A 13320-nucleotide genomic window follows, 5' to 3' on the forward strand; every position below is an offset into this window, starting at 1 on the left:
AGAGAATGTTCGGAAATAGAGACAAATATAAAGAATTGGGGAGTGGGAAGATGAAAAAGAGAATGTTTTATCAATTCAGTTTGTTGCTAGTGGCGGTAACGATCGTATTGGCAGGCTGCGGAGGCAATAACAACAAAACGGCATCTACGAATGGGGAGACAGATAAAGCAACGAACACAGCAAATTCGGGATCAAGCGCGGAGGGGGAAATTAAAGTAGGCATCTTGCACTCGCAGAGCGGCACGATGGCCATTAGTGAGGTTTCTGTCATTGACGCAGAAATGATGGCGATTGACGAGATCAATGCAACCGGCGGCGTATTGGGCAAAAAAATCGTTCCCGTACTGGAAGATGGCGCATCCGATTGGCCGACCTTTGCTGAGAAAGCACGCAAGCTGATTTCGGAGGATAAGGTCGCTACGGTATTCGGAGGATGGACTTCGGCAAGCCGGAAAGCAATGAAGCCGGTATTCGAAGAGCTGAACGGTCTGCTCTGGTATCCCGTGCAGTACGAAGGATTGGAATCATCCCCTAATATTTTCTACACGGGTGCTACGACGAACCAACAGATCGTTCCTTCGGTCTCTTGGCTGCTTGAGAACCGGGGCAAGAAGTTTTATCTGCTCGGTTCGGACTACGTATTCCCTCGTACCGCGAACCTCGTCATCAAAGAGCAGTTGAAAGCGGAAGGCGGCGAGCTTGTAGGTGAAGAATATACGCCGCTTGGCCACACGGATTACAGTACATTAATTAGCAAAATCAAAGAAGCGAAGCCGGATGTTGTGTACAACACGCTGAATGGTGACAGCAACGTTGCTTTCTTCAAGCAATTAAAGGATGCGGGAATTACGGCCAAAGACTTGACGACCCTGTCCGTATCGGTTGCGGAGGAAGAGATTCGCGGCATCGGCGTCGATGTGCTGGAAGGCCACTTGGCGGCTTGGAACTACTATCAAACGACAGACACGCCGGCTAACAAAACGTTCGTGGATAATTACAAGAAAAAATACGGAGACGAGCGCGTAACTGCCGATCCGATAGAAGCCGGCTATACAGCGGTGTACTTGTGGGCGGCGGCTGTTGAGAAAGCGGGCTCGGTCGAGGTGGATAAAGTAAAGGAAGCTGCGAAAGAGCTGGAGTGGGATGCGCCAGAAGGCAAAGTCAAAATCGATGGTGCGACGCAGCATATTTACAAAACGGTGCGGATTGGCGAAGTGCAGGCTGACGGACAATTCAAGGAATTGTGGAATTCGGGCGAAGCGGTTAAGCCGGATCCGTATTTGAAAGGTTACGATTGGGCGGCTAGCATTCAGCCGACAGAATAATTCATAAGCAAGATGTGGTCTAATACGCAGCGATACACGGGGGAGTATTCGGCTAACTTCGAATACTCCCTATCTTTTTAAAAAAAGGTGAACGGCTACAGCGGTTTACGTTAGAGGGGAGTGGTCATATGGAAGTATTTCTGCTGCAGCTATTCAATGGTTTAAGCATAAGCTCCATTTTGCTGCTGGTTGCTTTAGGTCTGGCGATCACGTTCGGCCTGATGAAGGTTATCAATATGGCGCACGGCGAGTTGATTATGATTGGTGCCTACTCCACGTACCTTACGCAAAATTTATTTCAAGATTATTTGCCCAAATCCATGTTTGATTGGTATTTCGTGCTAGCGGTACCGGTCAGCTTTGTGATCGCCTTTATCTTTGGCCTCATTCTTGAAATGTCGCTCATCCGCTTTCTGTATGGACGGCCGCTAGACAGCTTGCTTGCCACCTGGGGCGTCGGCCTTGTGCTTCAGCAGCTGGCGAGATCCATCTTCGGTGCGCCCAACGTAGCGGTGACGAGCCCGGCGTGGCTGAATGGCGGCATGAAGATTATGGACGGCACGCTCTTGCCTTACAAGCGCATTTTTATTATTGCACTCGTAATCGCTTGCTTGGTTGCCATGTACTTCTATATTTACCGCAGCCATGAGGGAAGAAGAATGCGTGCCGTTATGCAGAACCGTGACATGGCCTCTTGTCTGGGTGTATCGACGCGGCGAGTCGATGCCATGACCTTTGCTATCGGATCGGGTATTGCGGGTATTGCTGGCTGTGCGCTAACGCTGCTTGGCCCAATCGGGCCTTCGCTCGGGACGTACTATATTGTCGATGCCTTTATGGTCGTTGTGCTTGGCGGTGTCGGCAAGCTTGTCGGAACCGTGCTTGGAGCGACGGGAATCGGCATGTTCAATACGCTGTTTGAGTATTGGACAAATGCATCGCTAGGCAAAGTGCTCGTGTTTGTTTGCATCGTCGCTTTCCTGCAGTGGAAGCCGATGGGACTTGTTGCGATGCGCTCGCGGTCGCTGGATTAGGAAAAGATGGGGGGATGCTCATGCGTTTACAAATGCAAAAATTCACGCCACAGCGTATATGGATATTGATCGCATACGCGGCAGCCGCTGCGGCGCTATTCTCTGCACCGCTTTTCGTCAGTGATTTCAGGCTTAACCTGCTTGCGAAATTTCTAGCCTTTGCCATTGTGGCATTGGGGCTTGATTTAATATGGGGCTTCACCGGTATCCTAAGCCTGGGGCATGGCATTTTCTTCGGACTTGGCGCGTATGCCATGGCTATGTATCTGAAGCTTGCGGCAAGCGGAGGCAAACCGCCCGATTTCATGGGGTGGAGCGGGCTCAAGGAGCTCCCTTTATTCTGGCAGCCGTTCCAAAGCTTCTGGTTTGCTGTCGCTATGGGTATCGCCATACCGGCTCTCCTGGCGCTAGTGCTGGGGTATTTCACCTTCCGCAACCGAATTCGCGGCGTTTATTTCACGATACTGACGCAAGCGCTTGTGATTATAACGACAACCCTGCTTATTGGGCAGCAAGCGTTCACGGGCGGGACGAATGGGATTACGGGATACTCGACCGTGCTTGGCTATTCGATTGGATCTCCGGAAACGAAGCGCGTGCTGTATTATGTCACTGTTGTAGCTCTTATCGCTATATTTATCTTCTGCCGCTACGTCATTGGAAGCCGGTTCGGCAAGGTGCTCCGCGCCATTCGCGACGGAGAGAACAGGGTTCGATTCATCGGATACAACCCGGCGATTTATCAAATGGTCGTGTTCACCATATCCGCAGGCATCGCAGGAGTAGCGGGCATGCTGTTTGTGCTCCATGTCGGCATTATTTCACCGTCCATGCTGGGAATCGTGCCTTCCATTGAAATGGTGCTATGGGTTGCGATTGGCGGGCGAGGAACGCTTGTTGGAGCGGCTCTCGGCGCAATTCTAATGAACTGGGCAAAAAGCGAATTCAGTACGGCATATCCGCAAGGCTGGCTTTTTTTCATGGGCTTGCTGTTCGTGGTCGTCGTCGTGTTTCTCCCGAAAGGCGTTGCCGGCCTGATTGGTCAAATAAAGTTCCGCAGAAAAAGGAGAGAGCCGAATCATGAAGGAGTCCGCAATCCTGCTGTGTGATGATGTTACGGTTGAGTTTGATGGGTTTAAGGCTGTTCAAGGGATGAACCTGAAGCTGGAGAAGGGGGAGCTTCGGTTTCTTATCGGGCCCAACGGAGCGGGGAAAACGACGATATTGGACGTTATCTGCGGCAAAGTAAGGCCAACCGGAGGGCGGGTGACCTTTGGCAAGGTGGATATTACAAAAAAGAAGGAGCATCAAATTGCTGAGCTCGGCATTGGCCGTAAATTTCAAGCGCCTTCGATTTTTCCGTCCATGACCGTGTCAGAAAACCTAGAAATCGCTATGCGCCAGAAGAGGACGGTGTTTGCGACGCTCTTTGCCAAAATGGCGGAGGAGGAGCGTTCGCGCATCGATGGGCAGCTTACGATGATTGGCTTGCAGAATAAGGCTGATTGGCGGGCAGGCGGCTTATCGCATGGCGAGAAGCAGTGGCTGGAGATTGGCATGATGCTGCTTCAGGAACCGGAAATTTTGCTGCTCGATGAGCCTGTGGCGGGGATGACGGACAAGGAAACGGATAAGACGGGTGAGCTGTTGCATGAGATTGCGCGCAAGCGTTCCATTGTCGTAGTAGAGCATGATATGGAATTTGTGCGGAATTTCGCGAGCAAGGTCACGGTCATGCATGAAGGCAAATTGTTGAAAGAAGGTTCTATGGACGAAATTCAGCGGGATGACCGTGTAGCCGAAGTGTACTTGGGGAAAAGGCGGGATGCCGATGTTAGCCGTTCAACAGCTTGAGGCCGGGTATGGCGAAAGTGTTATTTTGCGCGATGTGTCTATGAAGGTGAAGCAGGGGCAGGTCGTCTGCCTGCTTGGACGCAACGGCGTTGGCAAGACGACGCTTATGAAAAGCATTATGGGTTTGTTGAAAGCAAGGGAAGGCTCGGTTTCCTATAAAGGCAAGGACTTAACGAAAAAAGCGCCGGGGCTGAGGGCCAAAAGTGGGATCGGCTACGTGCCGCAGGGCCGCGAGATATTTGCGCAGCTGTCCGTTTACGAAAATCTGTTGCTTGGCTTGGAGGCGTCCCGGGTTAAGGTATCGACTGTGCCGGAAGAGGCGATAGCTAAATTCCCGGTGCTGCCGACCATGTACGAGCGCCGGGGCGGCGATCTGAGCGGTGGGCAGCAGCAGCAGCTGGCGTTCGCAAGGGCGCTTGCCGCTAGGCCTGAGGTGCTGCTGCTGGATGAACCTTGCGAGGGTATTCAGCCCTCCATCGTGGATGATATTCGCGATGTCATCCGCTCGATTAAAGCCGATGGCCAAACGGCAGTGCTGCTTGTTGAGCAGAGCCTTGATTTCGTGAAGAGCGTCGGCGACTATTTCTACGTGCTGGAGAAGGGTGCCATTGCGTGGGAGGGTGGCCTAGAATCGTTGGACGATGAGGTCATTCGAAAATATTTGACTGTATAGAGTAACGAACCGGCCCTCATAAATAGCGAAAAGAAGCGCATCCGCCAAAAGGGCAGATGCGCTTCTTTTAAGAAATAAGGCTTTATATGTTTCACGCGATCAAGTATTCTTCTATTTCTACGGGAAACGGCATTGCCCTCCTCTTGCAGGGGAGACAATGCCGTTTCTTCTTGACGTATATGGAGGTATATGGTTTTGTTCATGCTTTCTCAATACGTTTCGCTGAAACGATGGCGTCTATTGAAAGGACGCCGTCAGGCGTTTCTTCTTATTACGAATATTTCTCGATGGCTGCTTGATAAACCGCCTTAGGACGCAGTCCGACTAATTTATCCATAGGTACCCCGTCCTTATAGACGATAACCGTAGGCATGCCTAGCACGCCTGCCGCTGAGGCGGAAGCAGGCAAATTGTCGCAGTCGACCTTTACCATATCAATTATTCCATTCAGATCTCGATCCAGCTCTTCCAAAATTCCGAGCAGCGTCTTGCAGGGAGGGCACCATGGTGCTCCGTAGTCCACTAGGACGACACCGCTGCTTACAATGGATTCGAGCATATGGTCCGATTCTGCATTTCTAATGGTCATTTTGATCCTCCTCGTACTTTTTAGCCTGATCTCCCTGCTGAATCGAGTTTATTCGATCGACTAAATTGGCTTTGATTTGAGTCAGCTGAGCGAGCTGCCGCTCGATTTCAGCAAGCTTTTGCTCATAAACGGGCATGACCTCGGCGCAGAATGCTTCTTTGTTTTTTAATACGCAGGTAAGGAAGCTGGAAATTTGCTCTGTTGTTAGGCCGAGATTCAAATAAAGCTTAATGGTTGCGACCGTGTCCTCCGCAAGCGGGGAATAGTCGCGGTATCCGTTAGGCAAACGGATGGATGCGATCAGCCCTTGCTTCTCGTAATGGCGCAAGGACCGTATGCTTACGCCTGTTAAGCGTGATAACTCACCGATTCTCATGGCGGGGCCCCCGGGTTTGTGAAATGGTTTAGATACAGTATAAACGGTGACATTAGTGTCAGGGTCAACTGTTTTTCGAGCGTTCGCCAAATGAAAATAGACTTTTTTAACAATTGCTTATTTATGTAAAAAGTGATATCATTTTTATATCAAAACAATATGATATTTCAAAAAGGGGCGGGATTAAATGAATGAAAAGAAGGCCTGGTATGTTAGTGGTTATTTAGCTCTTTTATTATCGGTCGTCGCTATGGCAGCCGGTGCATATTTAATCATTTATGAGGCTTCCAAGGAAAGCGTATCGCCGTTGCTCATTGTTGTCGGCATTTTGCTATTGCTGCTTGCTGCCCTCAGCTTGTCGTCGCTTACAATCGTACAGCCGAATGAGGCGAAGGTTGTGACGTTTTTCGGTACGTATATGGGCTCGGTGCTGGAAAGCGGCTTGTGGATGGTGCTTCCGCTTACGAGCAAAACGAATATTTCTTTGAAGGTACGCAATTTCAACAGCCAAACGCTTAAAGTGAATGACGCTGAAGGAAATCCGGTAGAGATTGGTGCAGTCGTCGTATTTAAAGTAATGGACACGGCTAGGGCGAGCTTTGATGTCGACAATTATGAGCGGTTTGTCGAAATTCAAAGCGAGACGGCCGTTCGGCATATTGCGGCGCAATATCCGTACGATGTGTTCTCCGACGATGCGGCCGTGTCGCTCAGAGGGAACGCGGATGAGGTGGCGGGGGAGCTTAACCGTGAATTGCAAATCCGCCTATCGGTAGCGGGGGTGAAGGTGCTGGAAACTCGTCTCACTCACTTGGCGTATGCACAGGAAATTGCAAGTGCAATGCTTCAGAGGCAGCAGGCTATCGCGATCGTATCGGCGCGTTCGAAGATCGTTGAGGGTGCGGTAGGGATGGTGGATATGGCCCTTCGCCAGCTTGAAGAGAACGGCATTAAGCTTGATGATGAGCGCAGAGCCGCGATGGTGAACAATCTGATGGTGGCGATCGTGTCCGATCGTGCCGCGACTCCGGTTATTAATACTGGAACGTTGTACGGCTAGAGGCCAATCCTATGGCAAAAGAGAAGAAAGCATTTCCGCTTCGATTGGATCCGGATCTTCACCGTGCGCTCGAACAGTGGGCTGCAGATGAATTCCGGAGCGTCAATGGGCACATTGAATTTTTGCTAAGAGAAGCGCTGGGCAAAGCGGGCAGGCTGAAGCGACCGACCAAAGAGGATGAATGAATCGGATTTGCGAAGAGTGGAAAAGCGGTTATCGGGAATGGTCCGATAGCCGCTTTTTGAACGAAAAAAAGGTATATTTTAACGTTGTGTAATAAAACCTAACATATGAATTGACATTTCCGTATGTTTCGCTCTATACTACGAATTAACGTCAGGTTTTATCACAACTAAATAAAGGCTTTCACAAGCTAAATTAGTGAGAGCGACAAGTTGTCTAGGGTTCCGTTTAAGCCATTTGCAGTTCTCCGCTAGGAGCGAAGCGGTTTAAGTTCTGGTCCGAGAGACGGCGTACAGCAATGAAAGCTTGATAGGCTTCAGGCTGTATAACACGGAAGGATAAAAGCCTGGGAGACTACTCCCAGGCTTTTCATTATTTTCAAACCACGATAGAGGGAGTGATCCTATGCTGGCTGCGCCATCGATGAGCGGAACGATTGAAATTAAAGGATTGCAGAAGGTATACGAGTCGAAAAAAAGTCGGTTTGAAGCGCTGCGGGATATTGATCTTACGATTGGCGAGAATGAGTTCCTAACCATAGTAGGGCCGTCCGGCTGCGGGAAATCAACGCTGCTCCGCATGGTTGCCGGCCTTGATGAGCCAAGCGGCGGGTCACTTCAGGTAGACGGCGAGGAAATTATCGGGCCAGGCGCCGACCGCGGCATGGTATTTCAAGGCTACACGCTATTTCCTTGGCTGACCGTACGCGAGAACATCGAATACGGGCTGAAGCTTAAAGGGATATCCATTCTGGAGCGGCGTAAAATTTCGAATTATTTCCTCAAGGTGATTCGGCTGGAATCCTTCGACAAGGCTTATCCGAAGCAATTGTCAGGCGGCATGAAGCAGCGGGTAGCGATCGCGCGAGCGTTAGCCAATCGGCCTAAGGTGCTGTTGATGGATGAACCGTTCGGCGCGCTCGATGCGCAGACCAAGCTGGAAATGCAGGAGATGCTGCTCGAGGTGTGGGAGAAAGAGAAGACGACGGTATTATTCATTACGCATGATATTGACGAGGCTATTTTCTTATCGCAGCGAATCGTGGTGATGGGCGCGGGCCCTGGACGTATTTTGAAGGAATTCCGCGTAGAGCTGCCGGAAGGCCGCACGCCGGAAGTGCGCGAGCATCCCGATTTTCTTGCTTTGAAGCGAGAGCTGGGACAATTGCTGAAGCATTAAGCTCATCCTCAACATTCCAATATTCAGCTATTCAGCGATTCATCATAGGAGGCGTGACAATGGCAAAAACGAGTGGAACAGGGAAAGACCGACGAGTTCGAAAGGATCAAGCGGAGATATCAACTTCTTCGCCCCAAGCACGGCCGCGCCTTCTTAAGGTGCTGGGCATTATCGTTATCGCCATGTTCTTCAGGCATCCTGCAGCTCTCTCCGGAGCGGCAGGATGTTTTTTGTTTAGCGGGGCGAAGCGCTGATTCGGATTCTGCCGCAAAATAACTTTCGGATGCAAGCAAAAGGGAGAAATGGGGAATGCTGAAAAAGGATAATAAGGAAGCGGAAGCACGCAGGCCGTTAAGTGGGTTGGCCGCCTTTTCGAAAAGAGATGGAACGTTTGGCTAGAACTGTAATCCGTGCATAAGAATTTGGGAGCGGATGAATACTATGGTCAGATTCAAAATCTTTTGAAGGAAGTTTCTTCTTCGTTATAAACAAGCAGCAAGTGTCCAGTCGATTCAAAATCCTCTAGGAAAGCGGGGCAACAAGAAATGAAAGCAACTGGAATTGTACGTCGCATCGATGATCTCGGGCGTGTGGTGATTCCGAAGGAGATCCGCCGTACACTGCGTATTCGCGAGGGTGACCCTCTGGAAATATTTGTAGACCGTGATGGCGAAGTTATTCTGAAAAAATATTCTCCTATCGGCGAGCTAGGCGATTTCGCAAAGGAATACGCAGAATCGTTATTCGAGGGCACCAACCACATTACATTGATCACGGACCGGGATACCATAATCGCTGTGGCAGGAGCTTCAAAGAAAGAGCTGCTGGATAAGCAAGTAGGCGCTGTGCTGGAGAGCTGCATGGAGAACCGCAAGACGCTGGCTGAACCGAATGGCGGAGCCTTTGAAATTGTGAAGGATACGCAGGAAACGTACACCTCTTTCGTGATTGCGCCAATCATCGCGGGTGGCGACCCGATAGGGACGGTCGTCCTGCTCAGCAAGGATGAGTCGGTCAAAATGGCGAATATGGAAACGAAAATGGCAGAAACGGCTGCTGGCTTTTTGGCTAAGCAGATGGAGCAGTAGGTTAGCTTGTTAGCTGCCGAAAAGGGAAGAAAACCGAAAAAATCGGAAAATGACAGCTTCTTTGATCGAAAGAAATTTCGATTGGGGAAGCTTTTTCAACGTTTGCTTTTGTGAGGTATAATAGTTACCAATATCAATGGCAGAACAGCGGGAGTGTGGGGAATGAAACGCAGGTTGGGGAAATCAGGACGAATGACGGGATCGTCCGGGCCTGCAAGCAGGCAAAATGCCGATGGAGATATGCAGATGTCTTTGTCAGAAAAACGCATAACCGCTGCTACGCTCGAGGAATCTGCGGTAGCGAAGGAGGCAGGCGGGCTGTCTGGTTCGCTTGCCGAAGGGCGCGTTGAAACGACTCGAGGAGCAAAGGGACTTCTGACCAGCGGCGTTGTGCTGATGGCAGGGGCAGCGCTGCTATCTAAGCTGATAGGCGTTTTTCAGAAAATTCCGCTGCAAAATTTGGCCGGAGACCGGGTATTCGGCATTTATAACGCGGTTTACCCGTTCTACCAGTTGGCGGCTGTCCTTGCGACGGCTGGCTTGCCTACGGCTGTTTCGCTGCTGATCGCGGAACGGCTTCGTAAGGGCAACGATCCAGATGGCGTTAGGCGGACGCTTTACGCAGCGCTTCTGCTGCTTGGCGTCACGGGACTTGTGGCATTTGGCCTGATGTGGTCCGGTGCGGAAACGACTGCCGGCTGGATTGGCGATTCGGAGACAGCGGGAGCTATTCGCTCCGTATCCTTCGCCCTGCTGCTGTCCCCGTTTGTCGCTGCGCTTAGGGGCTACGCGCAGGGGCTTGGCAGAATGGGCTTGTCGGCTGCTTCGCAGGTCGTGGAGCAAATGGTCCGCGTAGGCATCATGCTGCTTGTGCTGGCACTCAGTTGGTCAGCCGGCTGGGAGGAGTCGACGGTAGCGGCCGGCGTAATGAGCGGCTCGGCGTTTGGGGCATGCGCGGCGCTTGTCGTGCTGGCATTCCAATCATGGCGCGCCCGCAGGCGGGAGCGGCTGTCGCCGCAAGCTGGCTTGCTGCGCGCGGAAATGAAAAAGCTCGCCGTAATTGCGCTGCCAGTCGCTCTCGGAGCGGCTGTCGTTCCCGTTCTAGGTGTGGTCGACGCCTTTATGGTTCCCCGCTTGCTGCAGGAAGTGGGGATGACGGAGGCGGAATCTATGGCATTGTTTGGCATATACAGCCGAGCACAGCCGCTTGTGCAGCTCGTTGTGATGGTTGCTGGAGCGGCTGCGGCTGCGCTCGTTCCGGGGCTGGCGCTTGCCAGAATGCGCGGAGCGTACGGCCAGCTGCGTGTCCAGCTGTCGTTCACGGAGCGGGCGGCATGGGCCATCGGAGCTGCAGCGGCCTTAGGGCTCGTCATGCTGGCGGAACCGATGAATAGGATGCTGTACCAGGATTCCGCAGGCACGCTTTCGTTCGCGCTTGTCGGCTGCACGGCATTAGCCGGCAGCGTCAATGCGATTACGGCGCCGGTCCTGCAGGGGCTGGGCGCGGTGCGCGTTCCCGCAGTACTGCTGCTCGTTGCAGCGCTGCTCAAAGGCGTGTTCAATGCCGCGCTTGTTCCCCTCTACGGCATTGAGGGGGCGGCTTCCGCCGGCATAGCGGCATTAACGGCAGCCGCGCTGCTTGGCACGCTGGCGGTCCGCTTTAAGGCAGCCGAAGCGGGCGCTTCGCTCGCCGGCAGCTGGGGCGCGCGAAGCGGCGCCGGAGAAGGGCGGAGGCCGCTGCTCGGCAGCGCGGCCGCAGGCACGGCCCTTGCGCTCGCGGTCATGGCCGCGGCGCTTGCTGTCGCCGAGCGAGCGCTTGGCGCCGCGCTTGGCGGGCTGCCGCCTAGGGCGGCAGCAGCTGCGCTTGCGCTGACGTGCGTGGCCGTCGGCGCTTGCGCCTTTGGCGCCGCGGCTCTGCGCGGCGGCGCCGTAAGCGCGCGTGAATTGCGCGCGTTGCCGGGCGGCGGCGTGCTTGCCGCGCGGCTGCAGCGCTGGCGGCTTATGCCGCGGGCGCGGGAAGAGGAATGACGGCGCGACAAGGGGCCGCGAGTGCAATTCTTTTGTAATAATGCCCGCAAGTATTATTAATTTTTCATAATGATATTGAAGTTTTCGTTAATATGGTCCATTATTACTTTTTGGAGAAAAATATGGCCTATCTCTCGGAAAGTTGCCGCCAGCTTGGCATGCAAGGGGCATGGATTTACATAAGCATGCAGCATCTTAAAGGATTGCCGCCGGCTTGCTTGCAACAAGCAGCCTTAACGTGATCGTAACCATAAAACGAATGAATCCATGAGGAGGCTGTCGAAGGATGGCAAATGCACAGCTTACGGTTGTCGGACTCGGTTCGGGCGACCCGGATCAATTGACGCTTGGCGTATGGCGCAGATTGCTTGCAGCGGAGCGTGTTTTCGTACGCACGGAGCAGCATCCGGCCATGTCTTTGCTCCAAGAAAATGATATTGCGTATAAGTCGTTTGACTCGCTTTACGAGCAGTATGATTCTTTTCCGGACGTATACAAGGCTATCGCTGAGACGCTGATCTCGGAAGCCAAAAGCAGCGCAGAAGGCATTATTTACGGCGTGCCGGGCCATCCGATGGTTGCCGAGCGCACGGTTCAGCTGCTTCGCGAGCAATGCCCTGCAGCCGGCATTGAGCTGCAGATTATCGGCGGCGAGAGCTTCCTTGACCAAGCATTCGTCAGCTTGGGCATGGATCCTATCGAAGGCTTCGCGCTGCTTGATGCGGCAGAGCTTCAGCCCTCGCTTCTTCAGCCGCAGCTTCACACGCTGATCGGTCAGGTGTATGATACGTACACGGCATCGGATGTGAAGCTGGCACTGATGGAGCGATATCCGGATGATTACGAAGTCGTCGTCGGACATGCTTTGGGCGTGCCCGTCGAGCAGCGAATTCTTCGCGTTCCGCTTTATGAGCTTGACCGCACGCCGGGCTACGGGAATCTGTCGCTGATCTGGGTGCCGCGCTCGGAGGACGCATCGCTTCGCAACCGTTCTTTTGAGAGGCTGCATGAGATCGTGTCCATTCTGCGCAGTGAGGAAGGCTGTCCGTGGGATAGGGAGCAAACGCATCAATCCATTCGCAAAAATTTCATCGAAGAGCTGTATGAAGCGCTTGAAGCCATCGACAATGACGATCCGGACGGCATGCAGGAGGAATTCGGCGATGTTATACTCCAAGTGATGCTTCACAGCCAGATGGAAGAAGAGACGGGCGCATTTTCTGTCTATGATGTGATACAATCACTAAACGAGAAGCTTATTTTCCGCCATCCGCATGTTTTTGGAGAGCAAGGGGCCAGCAATTCGCAAGAAGCGCTGGCGAACTGGGAACAAATGAAGGCCGAGGAGAAACGCCTGAAAGGAACCGATGCGAGCCGCAAGTCGGTACTCGATGGCATCCCGCCTGACTTGCCTTCCTTGATGAAAGCCTATAAGCTTCAGAAGAAAGCAGCCAAGGTAGGCTTCGATTGGGATGAGATTGGTCCTGTTCTCGCGAAGATTGAAGAGGAGCTTGCCGAACTTCGCGAAGCGATAGCGTCACAGACAGAAGAGGAGCAAGCCTCGGAGCTTGGCGACTTGCTGTTTGCGGTTGTCAACGCCTCGCGCTTCATTCATGCCGATCCCGAAGAGGCGCTTGCGCGCACGAACAAAAAATTTCGCAGCAGATTCGCGTATATTGAGGATCAGCTTCGTATAAGCGGCAAGCAATTTGACCAGACTGATTTAACAGAAATGGATCGCTTATGGGAAGAGGCAAAGCGCCAATCATCGTTTTGATTTCTCATGAATCGCCTTTTTTCGGCACCATTCGCAAAAAAATTTCAAGCAGCGGCAGGATTTATTTGCAGGTAGGCAGAATAAGTATTCTTCGAGAGAGTAAAAATTGGAAGCAACGGCGGCGCCACAAGCGTCGACCACAAATAATGGTAAA

The 13320-nt window shown here is 52.4% G+C and carries 14 protein-coding genes and 1 riboswitch; of the genes, 12 read left to right on the forward strand and 2 right to left on the reverse strand.

Features of this window, described 5'->3' with window-relative positions:
- Nucleotides 1-50 precede the first annotated feature (50 nt).
- The 5 genes from urtA to urtE all read left to right on the forward strand — a co-directional run bounded on the left by urtA (nucleotide 51) and on the right by urtE (nucleotide 4886).
- Entirely contained in the window at nucleotides 51-1325 is a 1275-nt protein-coding gene (gene urtA, locus AC0YN3_RS30245; protein WP_475778618.1) for an urea ABC transporter substrate-binding protein, read from the forward strand.
- A gap of 128 nt (nucleotides 1326-1453) precedes the next feature.
- Nucleotides 1454-2359, forward strand: coding sequence for an urea ABC transporter permease subunit UrtB (gene urtB / locus AC0YN3_RS30250; protein WP_441946344.1), 906 nt, complete (start codon nucleotides 1454-1456; stop codon nucleotides 2357-2359).
- A gap of 20 nt (nucleotides 2360-2379) precedes the next feature.
- A complete protein-coding gene (gene urtC / locus AC0YN3_RS30255; protein ID WP_475778619.1) occupies nucleotides 2380-3468 on the forward strand; it encodes an urea ABC transporter permease subunit UrtC in 1089 nt (362 codons plus the stop codon).
- Nucleotides 3440-4213, forward strand: coding sequence for an urea ABC transporter ATP-binding protein UrtD (gene urtD / locus AC0YN3_RS30260; RefSeq protein ID WP_475778620.1), 774 nt, complete (start codon nucleotides 3440-3442; stop codon nucleotides 4211-4213). Before urtC ends, urtD begins: the two co-directional genes overlap by 29 nt.
- A complete protein-coding gene (gene urtE / locus AC0YN3_RS30265) occupies nucleotides 4191-4886 on the forward strand; it encodes an urea ABC transporter ATP-binding subunit UrtE (RefSeq protein WP_475778621.1) in 696 nt (231 codons plus the stop codon). The genes urtD and urtE overlap by 23 nt, the downstream gene beginning before the upstream one ends.
- Nucleotides 4887-5157: 271 nt before the next feature.
- Here the strand turns inward: urtE and AC0YN3_RS30270 are convergent, their stop codons facing one another.
- Both AC0YN3_RS30270 and AC0YN3_RS30275 read right to left on the reverse strand, forming a co-directional pair.
- The gene (locus tag AC0YN3_RS30270) at nucleotides 5158-5475 is read right to left on the reverse strand and encodes a thioredoxin family protein (RefSeq protein ID WP_475778622.1); all 318 of its coding nucleotides are present in this window, start codon (nucleotides 5473-5475) and stop codon (nucleotides 5158-5160) included.
- Nucleotides 5465-5851, reverse strand: a complete 387-nt coding sequence (locus AC0YN3_RS30275) for a MerR family transcriptional regulator (protein WP_475778623.1) — start codon at nucleotides 5849-5851, stop codon at nucleotides 5465-5467. The genes AC0YN3_RS30270 and AC0YN3_RS30275 overlap by 11 nt, the downstream gene beginning before the upstream one ends.
- Before the next feature lie 187 nt (nucleotides 5852-6038).
- Between AC0YN3_RS30275 and AC0YN3_RS30280 the strand changes: the two genes are divergently transcribed.
- The 7 genes from AC0YN3_RS30280 (at nucleotide 6039) to yabN (ending at nucleotide 13166) form a co-directional block, all read left to right on the forward strand.
- Complete coding sequence (locus tag AC0YN3_RS30280) at nucleotides 6039-6911, forward strand: SPFH domain-containing protein (RefSeq protein WP_475778624.1); 873 nt, start codon at nucleotides 6039-6041, stop codon at nucleotides 6909-6911.
- 11 nt (nucleotides 6912-6922) lie between these two features.
- Nucleotides 6923-7096 (forward strand): type II toxin-antitoxin system antitoxin, encoded by a 174-nt coding sequence (locus AC0YN3_RS30285; protein ID WP_475778625.1) that lies wholly within the window; start codon nucleotides 6923-6925, stop codon nucleotides 7094-7096.
- A 203-nt stretch (nucleotides 7097-7299) separates the two neighbouring features.
- A riboswitch (guanidine-I (ykkC/yxkD leader) is annotated at nucleotides 7300-7449 on the forward strand.
- A 50-nt stretch (nucleotides 7450-7499) separates the two neighbouring features.
- The gene (locus AC0YN3_RS30290) at nucleotides 7500-8273 is read left to right on the forward strand and encodes an ABC transporter ATP-binding protein (RefSeq protein ID WP_475778626.1); all 774 of its coding nucleotides are present in this window, start codon (nucleotides 7500-7502) and stop codon (nucleotides 8271-8273) included.
- Between the two features lie 59 nt (nucleotides 8274-8332).
- A complete protein-coding gene (locus tag AC0YN3_RS30295; protein ID WP_475778627.1) occupies nucleotides 8333-8527 on the forward strand; it encodes a hypothetical protein in 195 nt (64 codons plus the stop codon).
- 291 nt (nucleotides 8528-8818) lie between these two features.
- Nucleotides 8819-9361 carry a stage V sporulation protein T gene (spoVT, locus tag AC0YN3_RS30300; protein ID WP_183571260.1) on the forward strand — a complete coding sequence of 181 codons (543 nt, stop codon included), beginning with the start codon at nucleotides 8819-8821 and terminating at the stop codon, nucleotides 9359-9361.
- Nucleotides 9362-9523: 162 nt separating this feature from the next.
- Nucleotides 9524-11389: a polysaccharide biosynthesis protein gene (locus AC0YN3_RS30305; protein ID WP_475778628.1), complete on the forward strand. Its 1866-nt coding sequence runs from the start codon at nucleotides 9524-9526 to the stop codon at nucleotides 11387-11389.
- A gap of 286 nt (nucleotides 11390-11675) precedes the next feature.
- The gene (yabN, locus tag AC0YN3_RS30310) at nucleotides 11676-13166 is read left to right on the forward strand and encodes a bifunctional methyltransferase/pyrophosphohydrolase YabN (protein WP_475778629.1); all 1491 of its coding nucleotides are present in this window, start codon (nucleotides 11676-11678) and stop codon (nucleotides 13164-13166) included.
- Nucleotides 13167-13320: the final 154 nt, after the last annotated feature.

It is taken from the genome of Paenibacillus sp. J22R232 (assembly GCF_056269165.1).

What these genes read in the sequence shown, in the direction of transcription:
- urtA (WP_475778618.1), top strand. Translation starts at nt 51, where the DNA reads ATGAAAAAGAGAATGTTTTATCAATTCAGTTTGTTGCTAGTGGCGGTA.
- urtB (WP_441946344.1), top strand. Translation starts at nt 1,454, where the DNA reads ATGGAAGTATTTCTGCTGCAGCTATTCAATGGTTTAAGCATAAGCTCC.
- urtC (WP_475778619.1), top strand. Translation starts at nt 2,380, where the DNA reads ATGCGTTTACAAATGCAAAAATTCACGCCACAGCGTATATGGATATTG.
- urtD (WP_475778620.1), top strand. Translation starts at nt 3,440, where the DNA reads ATGAAGGAGTCCGCAATCCTGCTGTGTGATGATGTTACGGTTGAGTTT.
- urtE (WP_475778621.1), top strand. Translation starts at nt 4,191, where the DNA reads ATGTTAGCCGTTCAACAGCTTGAGGCCGGGTATGGCGAAAGTGTTATT.
- AC0YN3_RS30270 (WP_475778622.1), bottom strand. Translation starts at nt 5,475, where the DNA reads ATGACCATTAGAAATGCAGAATCGGACCATATGCTCGAATCCATTGTA.
- AC0YN3_RS30275 (WP_475778623.1), bottom strand. Translation starts at nt 5,851, where the DNA reads ATGAGAATCGGTGAGTTATCACGCTTAACAGGCGTAAGCATACGGTCC.
- AC0YN3_RS30280 (WP_475778624.1), top strand. Translation starts at nt 6,039, where the DNA reads ATGAATGAAAAGAAGGCCTGGTATGTTAGTGGTTATTTAGCTCTTTTA.
- AC0YN3_RS30285 (WP_475778625.1), top strand. Translation starts at nt 6,923, where the DNA reads ATGGCAAAAGAGAAGAAAGCATTTCCGCTTCGATTGGATCCGGATCTT.
- AC0YN3_RS30290 (WP_475778626.1), top strand. Translation starts at nt 7,500, where the DNA reads ATGCTGGCTGCGCCATCGATGAGCGGAACGATTGAAATTAAAGGATTG.
- AC0YN3_RS30295 (WP_475778627.1), top strand. Translation starts at nt 8,333, where the DNA reads ATGGCAAAAACGAGTGGAACAGGGAAAGACCGACGAGTTCGAAAGGAT.
- spoVT (WP_183571260.1), top strand. Translation starts at nt 8,819, where the DNA reads ATGAAAGCAACTGGAATTGTACGTCGCATCGATGATCTCGGGCGTGTG.
- AC0YN3_RS30305 (WP_475778628.1), top strand. Translation starts at nt 9,524, where the DNA reads ATGAAACGCAGGTTGGGGAAATCAGGACGAATGACGGGATCGTCCGGG.
- yabN (WP_475778629.1), top strand. Translation starts at nt 11,676, where the DNA reads ATGGCAAATGCACAGCTTACGGTTGTCGGACTCGGTTCGGGCGACCCG.